We start from the raw sequence: 26,684 nt of genomic DNA, 5'->3' as shown, positions 1-26,684 counted from the left end.
GGTGGGGTGAATTGTTTTCATGTGCGGGCCGCGGGCGGCTCGTCGCCTGGCGGCGACATTGCGCCCGGAGTGGTTGCGTGGGGCACCCCGAAGGTTGATTGTGCTGACGGTCTGGGGGTGCTTGTCAAGGCGGGAAAGATGCCTTGACAAGCACCCCCAGACCGCAGGGAGGCTTCGTATCGGGGTGCGGGGGAGGGGCTGGGTGCCTCGCTCGTTGGGTGCATCGGTGCGGGTTGGTTGGGGGTGGGGCTAGCGCCCCAATGTGGCATTGGGTGCGTGGGACGCACCCAATGTGGCGTTCGGTGCGTGGGATGCACCCAATGCGGCATTGGGTGCATCGCGGGTGGGGGTGGGCTGGTCGTGGGTCGTGAGGGGAACCCTCACGGAATCAGAGTCAATGTGGGTGGCCCTCATGGCGGCTTGGGCGATGCGCTCGGCAGATGGGTGAGGTTCTGGTGTTGCTGAATGGGATTGTGCGACCTTCGTAGGTGGTGTTGCTGGCCGTCTAGTGCTGGGAGAGGGTTGTGGGGGAACGGGCATTCTTCTGATTTCTGGACATTCCGCTGTGGACAGTGCGGATGAAACGGACTTTGGTCGCAGTTGTCCCTTTGGTCGCGATGAGGGGAGCAGATAACGGTTCCGCACCGGGGAGCCGGACGCTTCCCTGGCGGGCCGGGCAGTCCTAATCTCGTTCCGGCGGCAGGCGGGGGTCGAGGGGCCGCGCAACACGAGGGAGTTGCTGTGCGTAGAAGCGTCACCATGTTTCTTTCGCTTGCGGTGGTGGGCGGTTTAGCCGCTTCGCCTGCCGTGGCGTCGGCTCAGGGGCGGGCGGACATTCCGCAATCGCACCCGGTTTGGGCCAATCCGCAGTCCAAGGTGGCCGACACGGCTGGGTCGTCCACTATGGACTTTCGGGTTTACTTGAACCTCAAGGACCAGGGCGCGGCAGAGGCCGCCGCTCAGTCGGTGTCCGATCCGAACAGTCGCAACTACCGGCATTACCTGTCGCCGGACCAGGTGCGGGACCGGTTCGCGGCTACCGACCAGACCGTGTCCGCCGTGAAGAACTGGCTGTCCGCAAGCGGATTCGGCATCGGCGAGGTGCCGTCCAACCGGGCGTACGTCGAGGCGACCGGTACCGCCGATCAGGTCCAGCGCGCGTTCGCCGTGACCCTGGGCAAGTACCAGGTCAAGGGGCAGACGTTGCGGGCGGCGGACAAGGACCTGTCCGTTCCGGCTTCGCTGGCGAACGACGTGCTCGGCGTCGTCGGCGTCGACCAGGCGACGAACCTCTTCAAGCCGGACCACACCGACGGTGCGGACCCGACCGCGAAGAAGCAGTCCCGGGCGCAGGCCAGCCCGTCGACCGCGCCGCCAAGCAACGGGTTCCGCAATTCGGGTCCGTGCAGCGCCTACTACGGCGAGAAGACCGACACGACTGACCCGGCGTACAACGGCAAGCAGCTTCCGTACGCGCCGTGCGGCTACACGCCCGCGCAGTTGCGTTCGGCGTACGGGCTGGACCAGGTCGCGAAGTTCGGTGCGGACGGCCGCGGCACCACGATCGCCATCGTGGACGCCTTCGCGTCGCCGACGATCTACGCCGACGCCTCGGAGTACGCCAAGCGCAACGACCCGGCGCACCCGCTCACCCAGCAGCAGTTCAAGCAGCACATCTTCCCGCCGAACCCGGTGCTCGAGCCGCCGGACCAGTGCGACGCTTCCGGCTGGTACGGCGAGGAAACCCTGGACGTCGAGGCCGCGCACGGGCTCGCGCCGGGCGCGAACATCCTGTACGTCGGCGGGCAGGACTGCGAGGACCTCTCGCTCGACACCGCGCTGAACTACGTCGTCGCGGGCCACAAGGCCGACATCATCTCCAACTCCTACGGCGACACCGGCGAGGACATCCCGGCCGCCGAGGTCAAGGTGTTCAACCACATCTCGCTGCAGGCGGTGCTCGAGGGCATCGGCGTGTACTTCTCCTCCGGCGACAACGGCGACGAGGTCGCGCGCCTCGGCACGCCGTCGCCGGACTTCTCCGCCTCGGCTCCGTGGGTGACCGCGGTCGGCGGCACGTCGCTGGCGGTCGGCAAGGACGGCAAGCGGATCTTCGAAACCGGCTGGGAGACCGGCAAGTCGACGCTGACCGACGGCACGTACGCCCCGGCGTTCCCGGGCGCGTTCAACGGCGGCGCGGGCGGCGGCACCAGCCGGCTGTTCGGCCAGCCCTTCTACCAGAAGGGAATCGTGCCGGACGCGCTGTCCACGAAGAACCAGACCGGCGGCGCGAAGGGCCGGGTCGTCCCGGACATCTCCGCGATCGCCGACCCCAACACCGGCTTCCTGGTCGGCCAGACGCAGACCTTCCCGGACGGCGTCTACTACGACCAGTACCGGATCGGCGGCACGAGCCTCGCGTCGCCGGTGTTCGCGGGCGTGATGGCGGTGGCCGACAGCCTCGACCACTACCACCACGGGTTCATCAACCCGGTGCTGTACCAGCTGACGTCGCGCACGTCGGCGATCCACGACGTGCAGCACGTCGACGGCGCGGTGCAGCGCGTGGACTTCGCCAACGGGGTCGACGCCACGGAGGGGCTGAAGACCTCCGCCCGGGTGCTCGACTACCCGAACCTGACGATCCACACGACCAAGGGCTACGACGACGTGACGGGCCTCGGCTCGCCCAACGGAGTGGCGTTCCTGTTGCTGGTGTGACCGAGGGGTGAAGGAAGGGCCTGCCGGGATTGCCTGGCAGGCCCTTCCTTGCGTTCACGGCACGCGGACCGGCGGATGCCGCAGCGCGCGGACCGCGGGCGAGCGCAGCGGGGACAGCGCGGCGACGGCGATGACGATCCCGCCGACCAGCACCACCTGCGGCGCGCCGAACGCCGCCCCGAGCGGTCCGGCCAGCAGTTCGCCGATGGGGATGCCCGCGTAGGAACCGAAATCGTCGAAGGCGGCCATCCGCGACAGCAGATGCCCGGGGATGTTCTCCTGCATCGTCGTGTCCCAGGCGACGCCCATGACGCCCGCGCAGAACCCGGCGACGAAGGTCGACCCCGCCAGCACCGCGAACCCCGCGTGCACGCCGAGCGCGATCAGCGGCAGCACGGTCAGGGCGGCACTCGCCAGCCCCAGCGGCAGCAGCCGTCGCGGCGCGAGCCGGTACATCACCAGCCCCGACAGCAGTGCGCCCACCGCGCGCACGCTCAGCACCACACCCCAGCCGGCCGCGCCGATCGTGCCCTGCGCGATTCCCGGCCCGAGCACCAGCCAGCCGCCGGTGAACACGATGTTGTAGACGGTGAAGGCGCTGACCACCCGCCACAGCCACGGGATCCGCCAGAACTGCCGCCAGCCGGTTCGCACGCTGTGCAAGACGCTGTCCGGCCCGGAGTGCTCCGCCGGGGGCAGCGTGATCGCCTGGTAGAGCAAGGCGGCGAGCACGAACGACACCCCGTCGGCGGCGATCGCCCAGCCACCGCCGACCGTGCCGACCAGGATCCCGGCGACGGCCGGGCCGGCCACCTTGGTGAGGTTCCGCCCGGTGGCCAGCAGCGAGTTCGCCTGGCGCAGCGATTCCGCCGGGACGATCTGCGGCACGATCCCGCGCAGCACCGGCGTGGTGAACGCGGTGCAGACCCCGCCGAGGAACTCGGTGCCGGCGAGGGCGGCCAGCGAGTAATTGCCGGTGAGCAGGATGGCCGCGGCGACCAGCTGCGCCGCGCCCGCGCCGAGGTTCGACAGCCGCAGCACCCGGTTGCGCGGGAACCGGTCGCCGACCGCGCCGCCGACGAGCAGGAACGCGAGCCGCGGCACTATCCCGGCGGCGAGCACGACGCCGAGGTCGGTCGGGCTCCGGCTGCTGCCCAGCACCGCGAACGCCAGCGCGACCGGGGTCATGGCGCTGCCCAGCAGCGAGACCAGTCGTCCGGTGTAGAAAACAGCGAATGCGCGATGGCGCAGCGGAGTGCGCGGTCTTTCCCCCACCCCGCGATCTTGTCGAGAACGGGTCGGGAACGCCACAGAGTATTGGCGCGGCCGGGTACTCCGGTTCAGACTCACGGGTCAGCCGGGAGAAAGGGCACGAAATGAGCGGGATCGACGCCGAGGTCTTCGGGGGCCGAATGCCGTCTGGAGCAGGGGATTTCGCGATCGAAACGCACGGAATCACCCCGATCCCGCACGCGAACCGGTTCGGGCGGCCGTGGCGGCTCGCGGGCGTGTGGTTCGCCCCGAATCTCACCATGACCGCCGTCTTCACCGGCACCCTCGGCGCGACGCTCGGGCTCGGTTTCACCACCGGGTTCGTCATCGCGCTGATCGGCACCGTGCTCGGTTCGCTGCCGGTCGCGTGGCTGTCCACCTGGGGTCCGCGCACCGGAACCGGGCAGCTGCCGCTCGCGCGGCTCCCCTTCGGCCGCGGCGTCGTGCTGCCCGGCCTGGTGCAATGGCTCGGCTCGATCGCGTGGGACGCGCTGGTCGGGCTGTTCGGCGGCGAGGCGCTGGCGCAGCTGACCGGGCTGCCGTTCTGGGCGGCGGTGCTGGTGGTGCTGGTGTTGCAGTGCACGCTCGGCGTGTTCGGCTACGCGGTGATCCACCGGGTCCAGGCCGTGATGAGTGTGGTGCTGGTTGTCGCATTTGTCGCGCTCGCGGTAAAGGTGGTGCTTGATCACCCGATCACGTTCGCCGATTCCGCGACGGGCGGCGATTTCGCCGGAGCCGTCGTGCTGTTTTCCACCATTACGCTCAGCCTCGCTATTTCGTGGGCTCCTTATGCGTCGGATTTCAGCCGTTACCTGCCCGCCACGACCCGGTCGAGCGGCGTCTTTTGGTACACGCTGCTCGGACTGACCGCGTCGTACGCGATCGGCGAGGGCATCGGTCTCGCCCTCGGCACGGCATTGGGCGACCAGACCGCCGCCGGGGTGTCGACGCTGCTCGGCGGCGGCGTGCTGGGTGCGGTGGCGCTGCTGGTGATCGCGCTGGCGGCGGTGTCGTCCAACGCGATGAACGACTACAGCGGCTCGCTCGCGTTGCAAACTGTCGGCGTGCGGGTGCGGCGTCCGGTGTCCGCGGTGGTCGTGACGGTGCTGGCGTTCGCGTTGATCCTCTGGATGCACAGCGGTGATCTGGCGGCGAAATTCCAGAATGTGCTGCTGGTGGTGAGTTACTGGATCCCGCCGTTCCTCGGTGTCGTCGTGCCGGACTGGCTGCGGCGCACGCGTCGCGGCCGCGAGGTCGACGTGCTGGCTGAGCTGCGCCGACCGGTTCGCAGCTGGGCCGCGCTGGTGGCGTTCGTGGTGGGCTTCGCGGCGGCGGTGCCGTTCATGAACACGACTGTCTACACCGGACCGGTCGCCGCGGCGCTGCACGGGGCGGATCTGGCCTACTACGCCGGGTTCGTGGTTTCGCTCGTGGCGTATCTGGCGCTGCGCGGCCGCCGACCGGTTGACCTCCAGTAAGGTAGAGGTCGCACGCTGGCAGGTGCCTACTTCTGGAGGGACCATGCCAGTAGCTGTTGTCACCGGCGCTTCCGCCGGTCTGGGCCGGGCGCTCGCCTCGGCTCTCGTCCGTCGCGATTGGACAGTGCTGGGCACCGGACGCGACCCGGGGACGCTGCGCGCGGCCGCCGCGGACCTCGGGTTCACCCCGGTGCCCGGCGACGTCACCGATCCCGCGCACCGCGTCCAGCTCGCCGAAGCCGTCGGACCCCGGCTCGATCTGCTCGTCAACAACGCCAGCACGCTCGGCGTCAGCCCGCTGCCGCCGCTGGCCGAGTACCCGCCGGACGAGCTGGAAACTGTCTTCCGCACCAACGTTTTCGCGCCGCTCGCGCTCGCCCGGCTGCTGTTGCCCGCGCTCGCCGCGGCAAAGGGAGTTCTGGTGAACATCAGCTCCGACGCCGCCGTGGAGGCGTACGAGGGCTGGGGCGGCTACGGTTCGGCGAAGGCCGCGTTGGACCACGTGAGCGCGGTGCTGGGCGTGGAAAACCCGGATATCGCGGTGTATGCCGTCGATCCCGGGGATCTGCGCACCGCCATGCACCAGGCCGCATTCCCCGGCGAGGACATCTCGGACCGGCCGTTGCCGGAGACCGCGGTACCGGCTTTCCTGCGACTGCTGGAGGAACGTCCGGCGAGCGGCCGCTTCCGGGCCGCGGATCTGCAGGTGCAGTCATGACCGCACCGCGCACCCGGTTCGACCTGGCCGAGGACCGCAGCGCGTCCGCGCCGCCCGAAGCGCGCGGCCTCGCCCGGGACGAAGTGCGGCTGCTCGCTGCCGGTCCGGAAGGCGTGCAGCATGCCGTTTTCCGTGATCTGGCAGCGTTCTTGAATCCCGGCGATCTGCTGTTGGTCAACACTTCCGGCACGCTGGCCGCCGCGGTCGACGCTGTCCGGGACGACCACGTCATCACCGTCCATTTCTCCACCGAGCTGGATGACGGCACCTGGGTGGTCGAGCTTCGCGCTCCCGGCGGCCCGCTCCTCGACGGACGCGCGGGGGAGCGGCTCAGGCTGCCCGCCGGCGCCGTCGTCACCTTGCGCGAGCCGCACGTCGCCGGGGCGCAACGATTGTGGCGCGCGAAGATCGAAGTAGAAGGCGAGGTCCCGCGGTATCTCACGAAGGTCGGGCGGCCGATCCGCTACGGCTATGTGCCGCGCGCGTGGCCGTTGCCGAATTACCAGACGGTGTTCGCGCTCGATCCGGGTTCGGCGGAGATGCCGAGCGCGGCGCGGCCGTTCACTGCGGAATTGGTCACACAACTCGTCTCGCGCGGTGTGCTGTTCGCACCGATCTTGTTGCACACCGGCGTCTCGTCGCCGGAAGCCGGGGAACCGCCGTACGGTGAGCGATTTCGCGTTCCGGCCACGACTGCGGCGTTGGTCAATTGGGTGCGTGACCAGGGTGGACGCGTTATCGCAGTAGGGACAACGGCGGTGCGCGCGATCGAATCCGCCGCGAATCCCGGCGGACTCGTCACCGCGGCGGCGGGCTGGACCGAACTGGTTCTCGGCCCGGACCGGCCGGCGCGCGCGGTCGACGGTTTGCTCACCGGCCTGCACGCGCCGGAGGCTTCCCACCTGCTGCTTCTCGAAGCGGTGGTGGGTCCGGAGCTGGTGCAACGGGCTTACGACGCGGCGGTGCGACGGGAGTATCTGTGGCACGAGTTCGGCGATGTCTCGCTCCTGACAAGCAGGTGAGGCCCAGGCCTGTCAAGTAATCCCGCACAATTTCCCGGGATGCGGATGCATATGCAGTCTCGCGGGTGAACGTGTCATTCTCGCCCCGTTCCGCTGACCGCGAAAGGGCCATTTGTGCGTACATTTCCGCGAACCCGATTGCTCGCTTCCGCACTCGCCGCTGTGACGGTGCTCGGGGCGCTCGCCGGGTGCACCCGCGCGGACCGCACCGAGGCCGCGACCAACCAGGGCGCCGCCGGGGAGGTGCGCGTCGGCTTCTTCCCGAACGTGACGCACACGCCCGCGCTGATCGGGGTCAAGAAGAACTTCTTCGCGCAGAACCTCGGCGGCACCAAGCTCACGACACAGACGTTCAACGCCGGTCCGTCCGAAGTGAACGCGTTGCTCGGCGGTTCGCTCGACGTCGCGTTCATCGGCTCCGGGCCGGCGATCAACGCCTTCACCAAGTCCAAGGGCGCGATCCAGCTGGTGTCCGGCGCGGTCACCGGCGGCGCGCAGCTGGTGGTCAAGCCCGGGATCACCTCGGTCGACCAGCTCAAGGGCAAGACGATCGCGACGCCGCAGCTGGCCAACACCCAGGACGTCGCGCTCAAGAAGTTCCTCGCCGAGAAGCACCTGACCGGCCAAGTCAACGTGACCAACCTGGACAACCCGAAGACGCTCGACGCGTTCCGCAAGGGCGAGGTCGACGGCGGCTGGCTGCCCGAGCCTTGGTCGTCGCGGCTGATCGCCGACGCGGGCGCGAAGGTGCTGGTCGACGAGAAGTCGCTGTGGCCGCAAGGCCGGTTCCCGACGACCGTCGCGATCGTGCGCAGCGAATTCCTCAAGCAGCACCCGGACACCGTGCGCGCGCTGCTGAAGGGCGAGCTGCAGGCGATCGACTGGGCGAAGAAGAACCCGGCCGAGGCGAAGACCGTGGTCAACGGAGCGCTCAAGGAGCTGTCCGGCAGCTCGCTCAGCCCGGCCGTGCTCGACCGCGCGTTCGCGAACATCGAACTGACCGCCGACCCGGTGCCCGCGCAGTTCCCGCAGCTGGCCAAGGACTCGGTGACCGCGGGCGTGGTCGACCAGGTGGTGGACCTCAAGGGGTTCGCCGACTTCGGCCCGCTCAACGAGGCGCTCAAGGCGCAGCAGCTGCCCGCCGTCAACGCGCCCGAACTGGCCAAGTGACGTCCCGACCGGAAGGCGATCCGCGATGACCACCACCCTGGCGCGACCTGTGACCGCCGCCGTCCACCTCGACCGCGTGGGCAAGGTGTTCGGCTCCGCCGGCAACGCCGTGACCGCGCTCGACGGGGTCGACCTCACCGTCGAACCGGGCGAGTTCGTCTGCCTGCTTGGGGCGTCCGGCTGCGGCAAGAGCACGCTGCTGAACCTCGTCGCGGGCCTCGACCAGCCGTCCGCCGGCGAGATCACTCTCACCACCTCACGGCCCGCGGTGATGTTCCAGGAGGCCGCGCTGATGCCGTGGCTGACCGCGTCCCGGAACGTGGAACTGCCGCTGCGGCTCGCTGGCTTCGGCCGTTCCGAGCGTCGGGAAAAGGCCGCTGAGCTGCTGGACCTGGTGCGGCTGAGCGACGCGGCACGCAAGCGTCCGCACGAGCTGTCGGGCGGGATGCGGCAGCGGGTCGCGCTGGCCCGTGCGCTGGCCGCGACCCACCGCGTCGGCGGTGACGACGGCAACGCGCTGCTGCTCATGGACGAACCGTTCGCGGCGCTCGACGCGATCACCCGCGACGTGCTGCAGAGCGAGTTGCTGCGGGTGTGGCGCAGCACCGGTACGTCGGTGCTGTTCGTGACGCACGACGTGCGCGAAGCCGTCCGGCTCGGACAGCGCGTGGTGCTGCTGTCGTCGCGTCCGGGCCGCGTGGTCCGCGAGTGGGACGACGTGCCGTCCGCCGACGCCGAACTGCTGGCCGAGGAGATCACGGCCGATCTGCGAAAGGTGATCAGCACCCATGCCGCAGCCTGATCAGGCGGCCCCCGAGCTCGACGAAGCCGTCGGCGCCGGCCTGGACCGGCTCGACACCCCCACCGGCGCGCGGCCGGCTTCGCTGCGCCGCCGGTTCGTGCGCGGATTCCTGCCGCCCGTCGGCGCGCTCGTGCTGCTGGTGATCCTCTGGCAGATCCTGTGGGCCGCCGCGTTCTGGCCGGAGACCACGCTGCCCGCGCCGCTGGACGTCTGGGCCGAGTTCTGGAGCACGGTCACCGACGGTTCGGTCTTCGGCTTCATCTGGACCTCCGTGCACCGCGCCGCCTTGGGTTTCGCCGCCGGGGTCGTGCTCGGCACGCCGCTGGGCATCCTGGTGGCGAAGGTCCGCGTGGTGCGCGCCGCGATCGGACCGCTGCTGAGCGGGTTGCAGAGCCTGCCTTCGGTGGCGTGGGTGCCCGCCGCGGTGATCTGGTTCGGCATCAACGACGCGGCGATCTACTTCGTCGTGCTGCTGGGCTCGGTCCCGTCGATCGCGAACGGCCTCGTGTCCGGCATCGACCAGATCCCGCCGATCCTGCCGCGCGTCGGCAAGGTGATGGGTGCCGGCCGCCTCGCCGCGGCCCGGCACATCCTGCTGCCCGCCGCGCTGCCCGGGTTCCTGGCCGGGCTCAAGCAGGGCTGGGCGTTCTCGTGGCGTTCGCTGATGGCCGCGGAACTGATCGCGCGCTCGCCGAGCCTCGGCGTCGGGCTGGGGACGTATTTGAACGACGGGTCGTCGTACAACTCGATGCCCAAGGTGATCGCGGCGATTTTCCTGATTCTGTTCGTCGGGGTGGCGATCGAGCTGATCGTGTTCCGTCCGCTGGAACGGTCGGTGCTGCGCGCGCGGGGCCTGACGGCGTCACTCTGAGTACCTGCCCGAGCGCCGCTCGCGGGTGCCAGACAGAATGCTGGACCATGACTTCCGGGCTGTTCGCGCTGGCTTCCGTGCTCGTGTTCGTCGTACGGTTCGCGCGCGAGCCGCGGCGGGTCGGCAACGCGGTGTGGTTCCTGATCGCGCTCGGCTTCACCGGATTGTGGCTGCTGTCGTTTTTCAACCACGTCGAATGGGCGCAGGTCGCGATCATCGTGGTGGTGGCGCTCGTCGGCGGGCTCGGTGCTTTGGCACTGCCGTGGGCTCTGATCGCGAACGGCGTCGTGATGCTGCGCCGGGAAGGCCGGCGGCTCGCGAACCTGTTGTCGCTGCTGGCCGGGCTCGGTCTGCTCGCAGTGTTCGCTCTCGCGGTGAGCTCGCTCATCTTCGACGATCAGCCGTTGCTGCGCGTGGCCGCGATGGCGGTGCTGCTCGTGACCGGTTATCTGGCATTCCTGTTCACGGCGCTGCTGCTGTACTCGATTCTCTACAGCCGGGTCACCCGCCGCGCCAGTGCCGGAGCCGTAGTCGTCCTCGGCTCCGGGCTGCAGGGCGACCGAGTGCCGCCGCTGCTGGCCAGCAGGCTCGACCGCGCGGTGCAGGTGCAGCAGCGGTCACCGGGCGCGTTGCTGGTGGTGTCCGGTGGGCAGGGCGCGGACGAACTGACCTCGGAAGCGGACGCGATGGCGCGGTATCTCCTCGCGGCGGAGGTCCCGGCGGAGCAGATCGTGCTGGAAGACCGGGCGACGACCACGAGCGAAAACCTGCGATTCAGCGTCGCTTTGCTTGCGCAGCGGGGGTTTTCCGGGCCGATTCTGGCGGTGACGAACAACTACCACGTGTTCCGGACCGCGGTACTGGCGCGGCAGCTGGGATTGCGGCTCAACGTGATCGGAGCGAAGACGGCGTCGTATTTCGTGCCGAGCGCGTTCTTGCGGGAGTTCGTCGCACTGCTGCTGGAGTACCGGAAGACGAACGCGGCGGCGTTGCTGTTCTTGGGCGTGGGGCCGTTTTTGCTGTACCTGATGAGCTGATCAGACGGCGCGCACCTGGATCGCGCGCCAGTGGCAGCCGTCCTGCTCGGCCCGTTCGACGGTGAACCGCACCTGGTCGCCCGCGGTGAGGAACCGGAATCCCTCAGCCTCGATCATCGAGTAATGCGCCCAGACCGGCCCGTCGACGGCCGCCGATTCGAGGATGCCCCAGCCCTCGTCGACTTCCCAGCGCACGACCTTCCCGAGATGTTCCACGACGGCCAGCTTAGGGAAGGATCGCCGCGCCGCACAGGGAATTACGGCACGGCGATCCTGTTCTAACGAACCAAGGTGCAGGAATTGCGTTGCGCCTCGACGTCGGAGAACTGCTGCCACCCGCCGTCGCCGATCACGGTCGGGCCGGGGGACCAGGTGTCGCTGTAGGGCAGATAGCGGTACCAGCGCAGTTCGCCCTTGCCAGTGACGGTGTAGAGGACATCCGCGCCCGCGGAGGTGATGCGGGTGAACGCGTTCCAGCCGCCGTTGCCGACGAGCTTCTTTTCCTGTGCCCACTTGTGCCCGGCCTCGTCCCAGGCGTAGCGGTACAGGAAGCCGTCGGTGCTGCGGGCGTAGAGCACGCCGTCGCCGCCGCCGGTGATGAGGTTGTAGGAATTCCAGCCGGTCCCGAGGGTTTCGGACGACCAGGTCTTGGCGGCGGTGTCGTAGCGGCGGCGGGAGAGCGAGCCGTCCGCGTTGACGACGTAGATGTCGCCGCGGCTGTCGATGGTGATGCGGTTGTGGTTGGCCGCGTTGTCGAACCCGGTCCAGCCGGTGGCGACAACTGTGCGCGAGTCGGGTGTCCAGCCGGTGCCGTTCCACTGGTAGCGGTAGACGTCGCCGTTCGCGCGGATGCCGTAGAGCAGCCCGTCGGGTCCGGCGAGGAGCCGGACGTAGCCGTTCCAGCCGCCGGTGCCGATCGTGGACTGGCGGGGATCCATCGGACCGCCGTCAGTCGGGTTCGGATGCGGGTAGAGCTGCAGGTCGCTGGTGACGGCGAAGAGCGGAACCGTTGTCCGGCACTGGATGGCCAGCTCGGGCGCCTGCGCGCGGATCCAGTCGACGAGGTCGTCGGTGCGGGTTTCGACGCTGCCCTGGCGGGTTTCGGTGACGGCGAGGCAGCCGTGCTGCCACGACCGCGAGCTGATCCCGATGAGCTCGGGAGTGTTGTTCGCCGTGGTGCGGATCGCGGGACCGCCTGCGTCGCCGAGGCAGGTGTCGTGCCCGTCGGCGTTGGTGAGGCCGAAGGCGGTGGCAGCGACCGACGCGGTGGTGAACGGCGAGGTCGTGGCCTTGTCCGGAACCCAAGTGTCGGAGGTGCGGCCGAAGCCGGCGACGGTGAGCGTTTCGCCCGCTGTCGGCGCGGTCCGTCCCAAGGAGATCGGGGTGACGTTGGCGATCGGGGTGGCGAGCTTGGCCAGCACCAGATCCCGATCCGGTCGCGGAATCAGGGTTGCGACCTTCGCCGTGGCAGCGCCTGCCGTGACGGTGACCGGGCTTGCCGGTGTCCCGGAACCGGCTGGCACGCAACCGCTGGCGGTGACGATCCACTGCGGTCCGAGGAGAACGCCGCTGCAGCCGTGCCCATCGGCGGCGACGCGAACGACGAAGTCGAAAGCCTTGTCGGGGACGGGAGTTCCGCCGCTGATGGCGTCCGCGGGCGGGACGATCACCAGGCCTGCCGCGACTGCGGCCGAGGCAGCGACGGCCAGCCGGAGGCGTGGGGAGTAGTCACGGCAACGCTATCGATCTTGGGACCGCGCCATTACCGGATGTTCCGGTGAGCGGGAGTGTTATTCCTGGCTGCCGGAACCGTCGAGCGGAAACGGCCGGAGAAACAGTTTCCGCTCGACGGTGCTCGATCACGAGGAAGCGTCCAATTGGAGCAAGGTGGTCGGCGCGCCGGGCGGATTGGTTCCGACTCCGACCTGCGTCGTTCCGCTCGGATTAACGTCGACGGTGCTGTGCTGCCCGCTGTCGGTGGTCAGTTCCGCGCGCACCTTGTGCCCCGCCCCGGAATTGATCCCGTCGCCGCGGATGGAATAGACGGCCGGGATTTTCATTGTGAGATGACCGGTCGGCGCGATGACGTGGAAGCACACCCGGCCGTCGCTGCCCTGCCCGACCGGCTCGCTGGTCCGGACCTGGATCAGGCCGACCGTGTCCGGGCCGGAGGGGCAGGCGGCGAACAGAATGTGCCCGTCGCCGGAGAGCAGCTGGACGTGGTAGTCGGCGAGGATCTGGTCCGCGCCGGGGTAATGGAAGTCCTCGACGATCGCGGGCTGCTGGTCCTCCGCGGTGGCGGCGGACCCGGTGCCCAGGGTCAAGGTCGTCGCGGCGGCGGCGCACACCGCTGCCGAGGCGACGACCGCGATGCTGGACTTCGTTCGGGTCGACAAGCTCAAAGGTTCCCCCTTGCGGACTAATAAACCGTGGCAAAGCGAGTAGTGAACCCGGTTCGGCGTACTGGTTCCGGCGATCCTGGCGCGCGTTTTTCGGTGGAATCGGCCCCGGTGTTAGCAAGAATGTGATGCGGTTCACTTCTATTATTTTGGAAAAGGAATCGTAAAGTGTTCTTGACCGGGTTTCGGTTGGTAACTTTATGAATTCGAAATCGCTCGCGGGTGCTCGCGGCTGGCTAGTCTCGGGCGGAGACGCGTGGTGATCGGACGGTCACCGGGGATCGCGTGGCATTTCACAGGGGGAATCGATGCGTACGGCGAAAGCCCGCTTTCGTGCTGCTCTGATGACGTTCTTGACCGCCTCCTTGGCCGCGGGAACGGTGCAGGCCCCGGCCGTCGCGGCCGAGGCGCCGCGAGCAGCGGCTTCCGCCGCGCCGGCGGGCAGCACGGATACCGATCGGGCCAAGACCTGGCGGTTGTGGCAGTTCGGCGGTCCGGCGACCAAACGGGACGCGGCGGTCGCGCTGGTCGGTTCCGACGCGGACGTCACGCGATTCCTCACCGCGCAAAAGGATGTCGACGCGTCCATCGACCGGAGCATCCACGTCAACCAGCTGATGTCCTCCGGCGGTGTCGCGACCCGGACGGCCGCGCAGAAGGCACTGGACGCCAACAGCGACGACGCACTCGAAACCTTCCTCGACACCGGCTGGGAAGGCGCGCACGAGAACGACCTCGCGCTGCGCGTCAACCAGATGATGGCCGCGGGCGGGCCGCAGCTGAAGCAGGCCGCTCAGAAAGCCTTGGACGCCAACAGCGAAGAGGCGTTGCGGACCTTCCTCTCCACCGGCTGGAAGGTTCCGTTCGGGACCGATCAGGCGGTCCAGGTCAACCAGGAAATGGCGGCTGGCGGGCCGGAGGTGAAGAAGGCCGCGCAGCAGGCGCTGGACGCCAACACCGACGACGCCCTCACCCAGTTCCTGGCCATCGATCTTCCGGTCGCGCAAGCTCGCGACGCTGAAACAGCGACCATCGCCGACCTCGTCGCCACTGCCAACTCGGCTTCCGCGCAGGCCGCGACCCAAACTCAGCTGGCGAAACAGGAATCCGACCGCGCAGTCGCCGAAGCGGCTGCCGCAGCGAAGGCCGCGCAAGCCGCCAAGGACGCAGCGGCGGCCGCGCAGGGACATGCCGGTCAGGCAACCGAGGCTGCTTCGCAGGCTGCGTACGCCGCAAACCAGGCCGCGATCACCGCTCGAGAGGCGATCGGGGCCGCGAACGCTGCTTCGCGCGCCGCACACACTGCGGCCGCGGCGGCGTCTCGTGCTGCCGCGGCGGCTTCCCGCGCGGGACAAGCTGCGTCGAATGCGTACGACGCAGCTGCGCAGGCATCGCTCGATAAGGAGCACGCGGACGTCGCGCGCAATGCCGCGCAGACCGCGCGCGATGCCGCTGTAGGTGCGGAGAAAGCAGCTGGTGCTGCCCGCGCGGCGCGGACGGCGTCGCAGCAGGCGGAGAACGCGGGTGCCGCTGCACACGATGCTGCACTGCAGTCAAGCAACGCTGCCGCTGCCGCCACGGATGCCGCTAACAACGCTGCTGCCGCAGGCGCGGACGCACGTCAGGCGCAAGCCGCGGCCGCGACGGCTCGCGCGCAGGCGGCCCGCGCCGTCTCGGCGGCGAACGCGAGCCAGTCGTGGGCACACCAGGCGAGCGATGCCGCTGATCAGTCTGCGAACGCAGCGCACGCGGCTGCCCTCGACGCGAACGCCGCTGCGCAAGCGGCCGACGACGCGGCGGCACACGCGGGCGAGGCAGCGGACGCGGCGAAGAAAGCCACCGAGCACGCGAACGCCGCGACAGCCGCCGCGAACGCGGCGGTCACCGCGGCGAACCAGGCCATCCACATCGCGCAAGCCGCGCGCAAGGCGGACGACGACCGGATCGCGCAGGCCAGCCAAACGGCTGACGACGCCGCCAAATCAGCGTTGGCCGCTTACGCCGCACAGCCGAAACCGAAGCGGTGGGACGTCGACCAAGTCAGTACCTGGGACGCGGAAACCACCCGGTTGATCGCCGAAGCGACGGCGGCAGGCGCTCCGCGGGCCACGGTGCTCGCCGACGCGCGCAAGGTCGCGCTGACCCTGGCCGACACCGGAGGACAGTGGACGAAGGCGGCCGCGCAGGCGGCGCTCGCCGCGACCGACGACGAGGCGATCGACTTCGTCACCACCGGTGTGCAGGCCGCCGCCGGACAGGACGACCGGTCGATCCTCCGGCAACTGTGCGAAACAGCGACGACCGGTTTCCAGAACGCGGCGAACACCGCGCTCGCCGGCAGCGACGCTCAGGTGCGCGACTTCCTGCGCAGCCGGGATTACGCGGGCCGGGAGCAGGACGACGCGCTGCAGGTCAACCAGATCATGTCGGGCGCTCGCACGGCCGGGCGCACGATCGTCGTCCAGTACGCGCAGAAGGCGCTGGACGCGAACACCGACAAAGCTCTGCGCGACTTCCTCGATGCCGGCCAGTACACGGCTCTCGGAATCGACGACCAGGTCAAGGTCAACCAGGTCCTCTCCGGTGCCCGGAACGCCGGGCAGCGCGAGGTGGCCGCCGGAGCGCAGGCCGCGCTGGACGGACCGCCGACCCTGGCCCACGAGTTCTTGGCCGTCGGGCAGTACAGCGCGGCGCGGCGCGACCAGAACACTGCCGCGCACAACGCTGCGATCGATTCCTTGCTGGCCCAAGCGTCCCGCGCGGCCGCGAACGCGACTCACGACGCCAATGAAGCGCAGGCCGCAGCCGCCCGCGCCCGTAACGCGGCGGACGACGCGAACAGGTACGCACAAGAGGCCAACGCGGCCGCCGCCCAAGCCGCGGACTACGCGAAGACCGCGCAGGCTGCAGCCGACCGCGCAGCCGCGTCCGCCAAGCAGGCGCAGGATTCCGCGAACGCCGCCGCCCGGGCAGCGGCCTCCGCGGTCGCTTCCGCGGACGCGGCCGGCCGCTCGGCGGCCTGGGCGCAGCATTCCGCGCAGGTAGCCGCGAACTATGCCCGCGAGGCAGCGGATTCAGCCGCGACCGCGCATCAGATGGCGGTCGACGCGGGCAAGGACGCCCACGATGCCGCGGTCGCCGCGCAGCAGGCCTGGGAGGCCGTCGCCACCAAGGCGAAGGCGGAGAAACAGCAAGCGATCCAGGACCGGCAAGCGTCCTGCCGAGACCAGTACCGGTCGCACGACTCGCTGCTCTACCTGAACAACCAGGACTGCAACCTGCTGTTCTCCGGCAGCAAGGCCGACCAGGAGCGCATTCTCGCGCACCTGCAAGAGGTCTGCCGGAACATGAACCCGGCAGGCAGCGCCGACACCGCGCGCTGCCTCGACCCGCACAACCTGCTGAGCTCCAACTTCGCGGCCCGGCCGTTCGACGGCTCCGGTCAGGAACTCTCCGAGTACGGCGGCTTCGTCCTGATGGGCTTGGTCGCACTGGCCTGCCCGGAATGCGACCTGGTCGAACTCCTGGGCGGGGCGGTCGCCGACCTGGCGGACGGGGTCGGACTCGGCGAGATCTTCGCCGGGGACCTGCTCGACGCGGCCATGGGCAGCGCGCTGGACACGGTGACCTCGCGGGCCATCGCCGCGGCCGGCGAGGCCGGTGACCTAGCCGCTGAGGCGGTCGCGGAAGCGGCGCAAATGGCCAGGGTGGCGCAAGAGCTGTCGGAAAACCCGTTGCTGTGCGGGCTGAACAGCTTCACGCCCGAGACGCGGGTCTTGATGGCCGACGGGTCGGCGAAGCCGATCAAGGACGTCCGCGTCGGGGACGCGATCACCAACGCCCGCCCCGACGACGCGACGCGGCAGCAGCACACGGTGGCGCACATCAGCGTCACCGACACGGACACTGATTTCGTCGACCTGCGCATCGACACCCCGGCCGGCCCCCGGACGATCACGTCGACCGCGCACCATCTGATCTGGAACACCGGTGCCCATGCGTGGACCGCCGCGGCCGACCTGCGTCCCGGCGACCAACTCGACACGCCGGGGGACGGCCATGCCCGGCTGATCGACAGCCGCCGGTACACGGCGAACAGCCGGACGTACAACCTGGCGATCAACACCACGCACACGTTCTACGTGCTGGCCGGCGAGACGCCGATTCTGGTGCACAACGGGGCCAAGTGCATCGAAGAAGTCGAACCGGGAATCTTCCGCTACGACGACGGCTCGATCCGGACGTCGGACGGCAAGTTCGCGGGAACCGACGGGACGAACGTCGGGGCGGACGCGGAGAAGGCGGTGTGGGACGCACTCGAGGCGGATGGATTCAAGGTTGTCCGTGGCCGGGTGTACACCAAGGGGAACGGCGACCAAATCCGGGTCTACGACGGTGCGGTCGATCTCGGGAACGGCCGCTATCGCGGGCTGGAAATCAAGAGCGGCAACGCGAAAAAGACTACTGCGCAGAAGCGGTTCGACAATTGGGTCACAGCGGGCAATGTCGCGAGAGGCATCGGAAATTCGATTGGCTTTGCTATCGTCGACGTCGAGTTGAAGCAGGTCGGCGGCTGACCCGGTAGGACCGGGCGGCCGCGGCGGATTCGGGCAAGGTGGGCAGCATGTTTTCGACGAGTCGGGCCCTGGTCTCGAGAGGGTTGGCCGAGTACGGCGAAGAGGCGGTGGCCGAGTGGGTTTCCGGATGCGAGGACGACGACTTCCATCGGGTGTGCGGCGTCGCGGACTGGCTCCTGTCGGACCCCTCCGGCTGCCTGCCCGAGCCTGGGTTCACGCCGGTGGCTGCCTCCTCGATCGCCGCGGTTTTCGTGCATGACGGGCATCCGAGGAAGCTCGCCAGGTCCCGGAGGCGGAAGCTCCCGGAGTTGTCCAGGGAGGAAGCTCTGAAACTGTCTTTTTCCGGTTCTCCGAGTTCGCGTGACTTGGCGGTAAAAGGCAATTTTTACGGGGTGACCGAGGAATTCAAGTCGTTTTGGCAGCAGGCGCGGCGTCCGGGGCGTGCATGATCTCGGCAACAAGAGGCTTTATTCGACGATACCTTATCGAGTACGGCGAGGACACCGCGGCGGAGTGGGTCGTTTCGTGTACCGACGACGAACTGCTTCGGCTGGGCTGCATCGCTGGCTGGGTCTCGCACAACGGCCCGTCGACGCCTTCCGGCGCGGGAATGATGTTCTGCAAGGCGTTGGCGATCGGCGCGGTGTGCGTGCACGACGGGAAGCCGCGGAAATTGGCGCGGGCTCGGCGGAAGAAGCTGCCGGAGTTGTCGGAGGAGGAGCGTCGCCGCATTCGTGCGGAGGATTATCCGTACGCTTTGTCGTTGGAAATCCCGCAGGATTACGGCATTACGGACGAAATCAAGGAATTCTGGGCGGATCCCGGGCCGGTGCGGTGAAGGCGACGTTGCGGGCGTCCAACGGCGTCCAGGTGAAAGACGTGGCCGAGGACAACGTCGTCGCCGTGCTGGAAGCGATGGCACGGGATGGGAACGCAGTCGTGGCCAGCGACTCCGATCCGGACAACGTCTTTATTCAGGTGTGGCTTCGCGACAACGGCGTGTACCAGCTGGAATACCGGGACGGGAAGCCGACCAGTCATTACCAGACGCTGACTGTCTCGCGGGACAAGGTCGCCGCCGCCATCGTGGGATGGCTTGCCGACGACGACTCCTGGAAAGAAGCTTTCCAGTGGAAGGACATCGGCGACTGGTTCGCCTGATTTCCTCCGCACAGCAAAGCGGGCCGGAGACCTGATCTCCGACCCGCCCAGTGCACAACTCAGGACTCTGACTGACGCCGTCCGCTCGAGCCGTTGCGGCGGTTTCGCGGCGGCTGGCCCGATCCGCGACGGTCGGCGCCGGCAGCGCGACGCCCAGCGCCCTCCGCGCCGCGTCGACCGGTGCCCGTGCCGCGGCGCTGGTCTTCCCGGCGGGCCTGGCCTGGCTGCCGTTCCGTGGAACGGGCCTCGCCGCCCTGTCGAGGTCCGCCGCGGCCGCCGGAGCGGCGGGGTTGCGATCCAGTCCGCGCGCCGAGACCGCCTCGGTTTTCCGAGGGGGCGCCGCGGCGGCGGCCGGTGCCCGGTGCGGCACCGGAGGCGGTGACCGTCTTCGGGCGGTTGTCCACCACGGGGCGACGCGGCGAAGCGGTGAACGAGCGGTCCCCGGGGGCGAGCTCGGCCAGCAGCGGGTGCGTCGGCGAGATCCGTGTGGTGGTCGGCGAGATCCCGGCCTTGCGGGTGAGCGCACGGACGTCCGAGACCTGCTCGTCGGTCATCAGGGTCACCACGGTGCCCGACGCGCCCGCCCGTGCGGTGCGGCCGGAGCGGTGCAGGTACGCCTTGTGCTCGACCGGCGGGTCGGCGTGGATCACCAGCGTGACGTCGTCCACGTGGATGCCCCGGGCGGCGATGTCGGTGGCCACCAGGGTTTTCGCCGTGCCGGACGAGAACGCTTCCAGGTTGCGCGTGCGCGCGTTCTGGCCGAGGTTGCCGTGCAGTTCGACCGCGGGGACGCCGCTCGCGACGAGTTTGCGGGTGAGGGCCTTCGCGCGGTGCTTCGTGCGGGTGAAGACCAGGGTGCGGCCGGGAGCCGCGGTCAGGTCGACCAGTACCGGCAGGCGGTGGGTTTCCTCGAGGTGCAGCACGTGGTGCGTCATCGTCGAGACCGGGGATTGCGCCGAGTCGACGCTGTGCAGCATCGGGTCGTTCATGAAGCGCTTCGCGAGCACGTCGATGCCGTTGTCGAGGGTCGCGGAGAACAGCAGGCGCTGGCCGCGCTCGGGGGTGGCCGCCATGATGCGGCGGACCTCGGGCAGGAAGCCCAGGTCGGCCATGTGGTCGGCCTCGTCGAGGACGGTGATCTCGATCTTGTCCAGCTTCGCTTCGCCGGAGCGCATGTGGTCGGCGAGCCGGCCGGGGCAGGCGACGACGATATCGACGCCGTCGCGCAGGCGGGTGATCTGCGGGTTCGCGCTCACGCCGCCGAAGATCGTGGTGGCCTTGAGGCCGAGCGGGCGCGCCAGCGGCACGATCGCGGCCTCGATCTGGGTGGCCAGTTCGCGCGTCGGGGCGAGGATCAGCGCCCGCGGACGGCCGGGGCGGCGCCGCGTGGGCCCGGCGGCGAGGCGGGCCAGCACGGGCAGCACGAAGCCGTAGGTCTTGCCGGAGCCGGTGCGGCCGCGGCCGAGCACGTCACGGCCCGCGAGCGTGTGCGGGAGCGTGGCGGCCTGGATCGGGAAGGGCTCGGTGACGCCCTGTGCGGCGAGCGCGTCGACAAGAGTCTTGGGCAGGCCGAGTTCGGTGAAAGTCGTCATGGGTTGGTGCGGACGCGACAGCGTCCCGTATCTCCGTACGTAGCGCGGTTGTCCTGCCCGGCGCGGCCTCGGGTGGCTGCGGCGCGTGGTCGTCGACAACAGTGAAACGCGGTCCGAGGCAGAACTGAGCGGACCGCATCGCCCACTATACCGTCCCAAGATCCAGCGGGCTACGTGATATCGCCCGCAGGCCGCCACGCGCGAACCGACGAAGCGGGCGCGCGATGTTCGTCCGTTTCCACCATCGCCGCCGCGCACGCGGGTGCGAGGCTGGCCGCATGAGCACAGACGAACTCCGGGGACTGCTGGCGGAATGGGCGCGAGAAGCGAAAGTTCCCGGCGTCTCGGCCGGAATTTTCCACGAGGGCACGGAAACCCTGCTGACCGCGGGAGTGTCCAGTGTGGACACGGGAGCGCCGGTCGACGACGGCACCCTGTTCATGATCGGCTCCACCAGCAAGACGTTCGCCGCCGCCGCGGTGCTCGTGCTGGTCGAGGACGGCGTGCTCGAACTGGACCGGCCGGTGGTCGAGTACCTCCCGGAGCTGAGGCTCGCCGACCCGCTCGCCACCAAGACGGTGACGCTGCGCCACCTCCTCACGCATTCGTCCGGCTTCCTCGGCGACATCGAGGTCGACACCGGATGGGGCGACGACGCGCTCGCCCGCGCCGTGGAGCAGTTCGCCGAGCTGCCGCAGGTGTTCCCGGCCGGCGAGGTGTTCTCCTACTGCAACGCCGGCTTCCTGCTGGCCGGCCGTGTCGCCGAGGCGGTGTCCGGCGGCACTTACGAGGACCTGGTCCGCACCCGGCTGCTCGAACCGCTCGGCATGACCGACTCGTACTTCCAGCCCTGGGAGGTGCTGACCCGGCGGCACGCGGTCGGGCACGCGCTGCGCGAGGACGGCCCGGCGGTCGCGCACACCGTCGGCATCTCCCGGGCCGAAGCCGCGGCCGGCGGCCTCTGGTCGACCGCCCGCGACCAGCTGAAATGGGCTCGTTTCCAGCTGACCGGCGCGGACGTGCTGAGCGACGAGACCCGCCGCCTCATGCACGCCGCGCAGCGCACGGGCGCGCTGCCGTTCGAGGAGGTCGGGCTGTCCTGGCTGCGGCTGAGCCACGGCGACGCCCAGGTGGTGCGGCACGGCGGCAACATCAGCAACCTGCAGCTGTCGGAGTTCGTGATGGTGCCGAGCGAGAACCTCGCGGTCACCGTCCTCACCAACAGCGCGGGCGGCGGCGCGCTCGGCCCGCGGATCGTCGACTGGTGCCTGGAGAACGTGGCTGACCTGCCGAAACCGGGCGGTCGTCCGACCCGGGCAGTCGACCCGGGCGACTGCCCTGGACGGTATCGGACCGGCTCGCTGATCTTCGAAATCACCGAACGCGACGGCTCGCTCTGGGCGCAGATGATCCTCGACACCGAGGATCCGGACATCCTCTCCGCGCCGCCGTTCGAGGTCGTCTTCGTCGACGACGACGTGCTCGCCCGCGCCTCCGACACCAGCAGGCCGAGCGCCCGTTTCCGGCGCGACGGCCACGGCCGGGTGGATGCGGTGGAGTTCGGCGGCCGCACCGCGCTAAAGTTACCGGGCAGTAATATCGGCTGACCTGGAGATGCGATGAGCGAAACGGCGACAGCGCTGCTGAACCCGCGCGATTACGACGCCCGGAAGTTCGACCCGGAGACCCAGCGGCTGCTGCGGGCGACGATCGACTGGTTCGAAGCGCGCGGCAAACGCCGTCTCGCGCAGGCGTATCACGACCGCGAGTTCTACGCCGACTTCCTGGAGTTCGCGGGCAAGGAAGGCCTGTTCGCCAGGTTCCTCACCCCGGCCGCGGATTCCGCCGGCGACCCGGACAAGCGCTGGGACACCAGCCGGATCGCCGCGCTGGCGGAAATCCTCGGCTTCTACGGGCTCAACTACTGGTACCCGTTCCAGGTCACCGTCCTCGGCCTCGGACCGGTGTGGCAGAGCGGGAACGCGGCCGCGCGCAAGCGTGCCGCGGAGGCGCTGGCCGAGGGCGGCGTCGGCGCGTTCGGACTGTCCGAAAAGGAGCACGGCGCGGACATCTACTCGTCCGACCTCGTGCTCACCCCGGACGGCGAGGGCGGCTACCGCGCGAACGGGTCGAAGTACTACATCGGCAATGGGAACTGCGCGCGCACCGTTTCGGTGTTCGGCCGGATCGACGGCGTCGAAGGACCCGAGCAGTACGTGTTCTTCTACGCCGATTCCGAGCACCCGAACTACCACGTCGTGAAGAACATCGTGCCGTCGCAGATGTACGTCGCGGAGTTCCGGCTCGAGGACTACCCGGTGCGCGCCGAGGACATCCTCCACACCGGGGCGGAAGCCTTCAGCGCCGCGCTGAACACGGTCAACATCGGCAAGTTCAACCTGTGCTTCGGCGGCATCGGGATGGCGACGCATTCGCTGTACGAGGCGATCACGCACGCGCAGAACCGGATCCTGTACGGCAACCCGGTCACCGATTTCCCGCACGTGCGCCGCGAATTCGTCGAGGCGTACGCGCGGCTGACCGGGATGAAGCTGTTCTCCGACCGCGCGATCGACTACTTCCGCTCGGCGAACCAGCAGGACCGCCGCTACCTGCTGTACAACCCGATCACCAAGATGAAGGTGACCACCGAGGCGCAGAAGGTGATCGGGCTGGTCGCGGATGTCGTGGCGGCCAAGGGTTTCGAGGCCGACACCTACCTCGCGATGGCCAAGAACGACATCGACGGCCTGCCCAAGCTGGAGGGCACGGTCGCGGTGAACCTCGCGCTGATCGCGAAGTTCATGCCCGCGTACCTGTTCGCGCCGCAGGAATACCCGGCGGTGCCGACCCGCGACGACGCCTCCGACGACGACTTCCTGTTCCGGCAGGGCCCGGCGCGCGGGCTGTCGAAGATCCGGTTCCACGACTGGAAACCGGCGTACGAGAACGCGAAGCACCTGCCGAACGTCGCCCGCTTCACCGAGCAGGCAGGCGTGCTGGTGCGGCTGCTTTCCGAAGCCACGCCGGACGAGGCGCAGCAGAAAGACCTGGACTTCGGCCTCGCACTGACCGAACTGTTCACCCTCGTCGTGTACGGGCAGCTGATCCTGGAGCAGGCTGAGCTGACCGGCGTGTCAGACGACGTGCTGGACCAGCTGTTCGCGGTGCTGGTGCAGGACTTCAGCGTCGCCGCGGTCGATCTGCACGGCAAGTCGAGCTCCACGGAGAAGCAGCAGGAGCTGGCGCTGGCCGGGCTGCGGAAGCCGGTTGTGGACGACGAGCGGTTCGGTCGCGTGTGGGAAAAGGTGCGCGAGCTTTCCGGCGCGTACGAGATGAATCCCTGAGCCAAGACAACGAAAACGGCCTCCCGAGCAGTTCGGGAGGCCGTTTTCCGTTGTGCTACTTGCCGAATCCGGCGCGCCGCAGCGCGTCCGCCATCGCGCCGCCGCCCCCGGAGTCACGACGGTCCCGGCCGCCGCCGCGCTGCTGCGGCTGGTTCCGGCGCTGACCGCCGCCGCCCTGACCGCCGCCACCGCCGCCCTGGCCGCGATCACGTCCGCCGCCACCGCCGCGGTTGTTGCCCGCGCCGGGCTCGTCGTCCAGGCGCAGCGTCAGCGAGATCCGCTTGCGCGGCACGTCGACGTCCAGCACCTTCACCTTGACGATGTCGCCCGGCTTCACGACGTCGCGCGGGTCCTTCACGAAGTTCTTCGACAGCGCGGAAACGTGCGCGAGACCGTCCTGGTGCACGCCGACGTCGATGAACGCGCCGAACGCGGCCACGTTCGTCACCACGCCCTCCAGGCGCATGCCCGGCTTGAGGTCGCCGATCTTCTCGACGCCCTCGGCGAAGGTCGCGGTCTTGAACGCCGGACGCGGGTCGCGGCCCGGCTTCTCCAGTTCGGACAGGATGTCGGTGACCGTCGGGAGCCCGAAGGTGTCGTCGACGAACTCCGTGGGCTTCAGCGCCTGCAGGGTCCGCGCGTTGCCGATCAGCTCGCGGATGCCGGTGCCGGTGCGGTCGAGGATCCGCCGCACCACCGGGTACGCCTCCGGGTGCACCGAGGACGCGTCGAGCGGGTCGTCGCCGTCCGGGATCCGGAGGAAGCCCGCGCACTGCTCGAACGCCTTCGGGCCGAGCCGCGCGACGTCCTTGAGCGCGGTCCGCGAGCGGAACGGGCCGTTGGAGTCGCGATGCGCCACGATGTTCTCCGCGAGCGAGGTCGTGATGCCCGAAACCCGCGTGAGCAGCGGGGCGGACGCGGTGTTCACGTCCACGCCGACCGCGTTCACGCAGTCCTCGACGACCGCGTCCAGCGAACGCGACAGCGACACCTCGGACAGGTCGTGCTGGTACTGGCCGACGCCGATCGACTTCGGGTCGATCTTCACGAGTTCGGCCAGCGGGTCCTGCAGCCGGCGCGCGATCGAGACCGCGCCGCGCAGCGAGACGTCCATGCCCGGCAGTTCCTGCGAAGCGAACGCCGACGCCGAGTACACCGACGCGCCCGCCTCGGACACGACGGCCTTGGTGAGCTTCAGCTCCGGGTGCTTCTTGATCAGCTCGATGGCCAGCTTGTCGGTCTCCCGCGAGGCGGTGCCGTTGCCGATCGAGATCAGGTCGACGTTGTGCTTTCCGGCCAGAACGGCCAGTTCGGCGATCGACTGGTCCCACTTGTTCGCCGGCTGGTGCGGGTAGATGACGTGAGTGTCGACGACCTTGCCGGTCGCGTCGACCACGGCCACCTTCACGCCGGTGCGGAAGCCCGGGTCGAGGCCCATCGTCGCGCGGGTGCCCGCCGGGGCGGCCAGCAGGAGGTCGCGCAGGTTCGCGGCGAACACGCGCACGGCGTCGTCCTCGGCCGACTGGCGCAGCCGCATCCGCAGGTCGATACCAAGGTGCAGGAGGATCTTCGTGCGCCAGGCCCAGCGCACGGTGTCGCCGAGCCACTTGTCGGCCGGACGGTCCTGCTGGCTGATGCCGAACCGGGCGGCGATGCGCTGCTCGTACTCGGTCGGGCCGACGCGCGGCGGGGCGTCCTCGGCGACCGGCTCGGAAGGCTCCATCGACAGGTCGAGGATCTCTTCCTTCTCGCCGCGGAGCATCGCGAGGATCCGGTGCGAGGGGAGCTTGGTGTAGGGCTCGGAGAAGTCGAAGTAGTCGGAGAACTTGGCCCCGTCGGTCTCCTTGCCCGCGCGGACCTTCGACGCCAAATGGCCCTCGGTCCACATCTTCTCGCGCAGCTCGCCGATCAGGTCGGCGTCCTCGGCGAAGCGCTCGACCAGGATGGCGCGCGCGCCGTCGAGGGCGGCCTGCGCGTCCGCGACGCCCTTGTCCGCGTCGACGAACACCGCGGCGGCCGCCTGCGGATCGGTCGACGGGTCGTTCAGCAGGCCGTCGGCCAGCGGCTCCAGACCGGCCTCGCGGGCGATCTGCGCCTTGGTCCGCCGCTTCGGCTTGTAGGGCAGGTAGATGTCCTCCAGCCGCGACTTCGTGTCCGCGGCGAGGATCTGCGCCTCGAGCGTCTCGTCCAGCTTGCCCTGGCTCCGGATGGACTCCAGGACCGCGGCGCGGCGCTCGTCGAGCTCGCGCAGGTAGCGCAGCCGCTCCTCGAGCGTGCGCAGCTGCGCGTCGTCCAGCTCTCCGGTGACTTCCTTGCGGTACCGGGCGATGAACGGCACCGTGGACCCCTCGTCGAGGAGGGTGACGGCGGCCTTGACCTGCCCTTCGCGCACCCCCAGCTCTTCGGCGATCCGCTGCTCGACCGACTGCACGCTCAAAACCAGGCTCCTGCTTCGTCTCGGGTTGCTCCGAGCCTGCATTGTGCCGCTGCCCGCCCCGCGCGCTGCGGATGGCCCGC

20 protein-coding genes are annotated in these 26,684 nt (G+C 69.3%); 14 read left to right on the top strand and 6 right to left on the bottom strand.

Going from position 1 to position 26,684, the window contains the following annotated elements; genetic code table 11:
* Positions 1-741 precede the first annotated feature (741 nt).
* The gene (locus FKO37_RS42005; protein WP_037811964.1) at positions 742-2,721 is read left to right on the top strand and encodes a protease pro-enzyme activation domain-containing protein; all 1,980 of its coding nucleotides are present in this window, start codon (positions 742-744) and stop codon (positions 2,719-2,721) included.
* 54 nt (positions 2,722-2,775) lie between these two features.
* Here the strand turns inward: FKO37_RS42005 and FKO37_RS42000 are convergent, their stop codons facing one another.
* The gene (locus FKO37_RS42000) at positions 2,776-3,996 is read right to left on the bottom strand and encodes an MFS transporter (protein ID WP_238607972.1); all 1,221 of its coding nucleotides are present in this window, start codon (positions 3,994-3,996) and stop codon (positions 2,776-2,778) included.
* 101 nt (positions 3,997-4,097) lie between these two features.
* On the opposite strand from FKO37_RS42000, the gene FKO37_RS41995 reads away from it, so the two are divergent.
* The 7 genes from FKO37_RS41995 (at position 4,098) to FKO37_RS41965 (ending at position 11,091) form a co-directional block, all read left to right on the top strand.
* Positions 4,098-5,471, top strand: coding sequence for a cytosine permease (locus FKO37_RS41995; RefSeq protein WP_238607971.1), 1,374 nt, complete (start codon positions 4,098-4,100; stop codon positions 5,469-5,471).
* 43 nt (positions 5,472-5,514) lie between these two features.
* A complete protein-coding gene (locus FKO37_RS41990) occupies positions 5,515-6,189 on the top strand; it encodes an SDR family oxidoreductase (protein ID WP_037811958.1) in 675 nt (224 codons plus the stop codon).
* Positions 6,186-7,211, top strand: coding sequence for an S-adenosylmethionine:tRNA ribosyltransferase-isomerase (locus FKO37_RS41985; RefSeq protein WP_238607970.1), 1,026 nt, complete (start codon positions 6,186-6,188; stop codon positions 7,209-7,211). Before FKO37_RS41990 ends, FKO37_RS41985 begins: the two co-directional genes overlap by 4 nt.
* 114 nt (positions 7,212-7,325) lie before the next feature.
* Positions 7,326-8,381, top strand: a complete 1,056-nt coding sequence (locus tag FKO37_RS41980) for an ABC transporter substrate-binding protein (protein WP_037811955.1) — start codon at positions 7,326-7,328, stop codon at positions 8,379-8,381.
* Between the two features lie 25 nt (positions 8,382-8,406).
* Positions 8,407-9,183 (top strand): ABC transporter ATP-binding protein, encoded by a 777-nt coding sequence (locus tag FKO37_RS41975; RefSeq protein ID WP_037811954.1) that lies wholly within the window; start codon positions 8,407-8,409, stop codon positions 9,181-9,183.
* Positions 9,170-10,054: an ABC transporter permease gene (locus tag FKO37_RS41970; protein ID WP_037811952.1), complete on the top strand. Its 885-nt coding sequence runs from the start codon at positions 9,170-9,172 to the stop codon at positions 10,052-10,054. The genes FKO37_RS41975 and FKO37_RS41970 overlap by 14 nt, the downstream gene beginning before the upstream one ends.
* Positions 10,055-10,101: 47 nt before the next feature.
* The gene (locus FKO37_RS41965; protein ID WP_238607969.1) at positions 10,102-11,091 is read left to right on the top strand and encodes a YdcF family protein; all 990 of its coding nucleotides are present in this window, start codon (positions 10,102-10,104) and stop codon (positions 11,089-11,091) included.
* Here the strand turns inward: FKO37_RS41965 and FKO37_RS41960 are convergent, their stop codons facing one another.
* The 3 genes from FKO37_RS41960 to FKO37_RS41950 form a co-directional block, all read right to left on the bottom strand.
* Entirely contained in the window at positions 11,092-11,307 is a 216-nt protein-coding gene (locus FKO37_RS41960) for a cold-shock protein (protein ID WP_238607968.1), read from the bottom strand.
* Between the two features lie 62 nt (positions 11,308-11,369).
* Positions 11,370-12,761: a tachylectin-related carbohydrate-binding protein gene (locus FKO37_RS41955; protein ID WP_238607967.1), complete on the bottom strand. Its 1,392-nt coding sequence runs from the start codon at positions 12,759-12,761 to the stop codon at positions 11,370-11,372.
* A 189-nt stretch (positions 12,762-12,950) separates the two neighbouring features.
* Entirely contained in the window at positions 12,951-13,487 is a 537-nt protein-coding gene (locus FKO37_RS41950; RefSeq protein ID WP_238607966.1) for a hypothetical protein, read from the bottom strand.
* 347 nt (positions 13,488-13,834) lie between these two features.
* Here FKO37_RS41950 and FKO37_RS41945 point away from each other — a divergent pair, with 347 nt between their 5' ends.
* The 4 genes from FKO37_RS41945 to FKO37_RS41930 all read left to right on the top strand — a co-directional run bounded on the left by FKO37_RS41945 (position 13,835) and on the right by FKO37_RS41930 (position 19,228).
* Positions 13,835-18,067 (top strand): hypothetical protein, encoded by a 4,233-nt coding sequence (locus FKO37_RS41945; protein WP_238607965.1) that lies wholly within the window; start codon positions 13,835-13,837, stop codon positions 18,065-18,067.
* An 83-nt stretch (positions 18,068-18,150) separates the two neighbouring features.
* Entirely contained in the window at positions 18,151-18,516 is a 366-nt protein-coding gene (locus tag FKO37_RS41940; RefSeq protein WP_238607964.1) for a hypothetical protein, read from the top strand.
* Positions 18,513-18,905 carry a hypothetical protein gene (locus FKO37_RS41935; RefSeq protein ID WP_238607963.1) on the top strand — a complete coding sequence of 131 codons (393 nt, stop codon included), beginning with the start codon at positions 18,513-18,515 and terminating at the stop codon, positions 18,903-18,905. Before FKO37_RS41940 ends, FKO37_RS41935 begins: the two co-directional genes overlap by 4 nt.
* On the top strand, positions 18,902-19,228 hold the full coding sequence (locus FKO37_RS41930; protein ID WP_051728877.1) for a hypothetical protein: 327 nt from the start codon (positions 18,902-18,904) through the stop codon (positions 19,226-19,228). The genes FKO37_RS41935 and FKO37_RS41930 overlap by 4 nt, the downstream gene beginning before the upstream one ends.
* 59 nt (positions 19,229-19,287) lie before the next feature.
* On the opposite strand, the gene FKO37_RS41925 is transcribed toward FKO37_RS41930, so the two are convergent.
* Positions 19,288-20,820, bottom strand: a complete 1,533-nt coding sequence (locus FKO37_RS41925) for a DEAD/DEAH box helicase (RefSeq protein ID WP_238607962.1) — start codon at positions 20,818-20,820, stop codon at positions 19,288-19,290.
* A gap of 278 nt (positions 20,821-21,098) precedes the next feature.
* On the opposite strand from FKO37_RS41925, the gene FKO37_RS41920 reads away from it, so the two are divergent.
* The gene (locus tag FKO37_RS41920) at positions 21,099-22,427 is read left to right on the top strand and encodes a serine hydrolase (RefSeq protein WP_238607961.1); all 1,329 of its coding nucleotides are present in this window, start codon (positions 21,099-21,101) and stop codon (positions 22,425-22,427) included.
* 12 nt (positions 22,428-22,439) lie between these two features.
* Entirely contained in the window at positions 22,440-24,167 is a 1,728-nt protein-coding gene (locus FKO37_RS41915; RefSeq protein ID WP_238607960.1) for an acyl-CoA dehydrogenase, read from the top strand.
* A gap of 55 nt (positions 24,168-24,222) precedes the next feature.
* On the opposite strand, the gene FKO37_RS41910 is transcribed toward FKO37_RS41915, so the two are convergent.
* On the bottom strand, positions 24,223-26,646 hold the full coding sequence (locus FKO37_RS41910) for a Tex family protein (RefSeq protein ID WP_238607959.1): 2,424 nt from the start codon (positions 26,644-26,646) through the stop codon (positions 24,223-24,225).
* Between the last annotated feature and the right edge of the window lie 38 nt (positions 26,647-26,684).

The sequence above is a fragment of the Amycolatopsis sp. Poz14 genome, from assembly GCF_006704225.1.
Taxonomy (GTDB): Bacteria; Actinomycetota; Actinomycetes; order Mycobacteriales; family Pseudonocardiaceae; genus Amycolatopsis; species Amycolatopsis nivea.
This window is presented reverse-complemented; position numbering and strand designations above follow the sequence as displayed.

Coding starts and splice junctions, on each gene's coding strand:
- FKO37_RS41995 (WP_238607971.1), top strand. CDS start 4,098: ATGAGCGGGATCGACGCCGAGGTCTTCGGGGGCCGAATGCCGTCTGGA.
- FKO37_RS41990 (WP_037811958.1), top strand. CDS start 5,515: ATGCCAGTAGCTGTTGTCACCGGCGCTTCCGCCGGTCTGGGCCGGGCG.
- FKO37_RS41985 (WP_238607970.1), top strand. CDS start 6,186: ATGACCGCACCGCGCACCCGGTTCGACCTGGCCGAGGACCGCAGCGCG.
- FKO37_RS41975 (WP_037811954.1), top strand. CDS start 8,407: ATGACCACCACCCTGGCGCGACCTGTGACCGCCGCCGTCCACCTCGAC.
- FKO37_RS41970 (WP_037811952.1), top strand. CDS start 9,170: ATGCCGCAGCCTGATCAGGCGGCCCCCGAGCTCGACGAAGCCGTCGGC.
- FKO37_RS41965 (WP_238607969.1), top strand. CDS start 10,102: ATGACTTCCGGGCTGTTCGCGCTGGCTTCCGTGCTCGTGTTCGTCGTA.
- FKO37_RS41945 (WP_238607965.1), top strand. CDS start 13,835: ATGACGTTCTTGACCGCCTCCTTGGCCGCGGGAACGGTGCAGGCCCCG.
- FKO37_RS41935 (WP_238607963.1), top strand. CDS start 18,513: ATGATCTCGGCAACAAGAGGCTTTATTCGACGATACCTTATCGAGTAC.
- FKO37_RS41925 (WP_238607962.1), bottom strand. CDS start 20,820: ATGACGACTTTCACCGAACTCGGCCTGCCCAAGACTCTTGTCGACGCG.
- FKO37_RS41920 (WP_238607961.1), top strand. CDS start 21,099: ATGAGCACAGACGAACTCCGGGGACTGCTGGCGGAATGGGCGCGAGAA.
- FKO37_RS41915 (WP_238607960.1), top strand. CDS start 22,440: ATGAGCGAAACGGCGACAGCGCTGCTGAACCCGCGCGATTACGACGCC.
- FKO37_RS41910 (WP_238607959.1), bottom strand. CDS start 26,646: ATGCAGGCTCGGAGCAACCCGAGACGAAGCAGGAGCCTGGTTTTGAGC.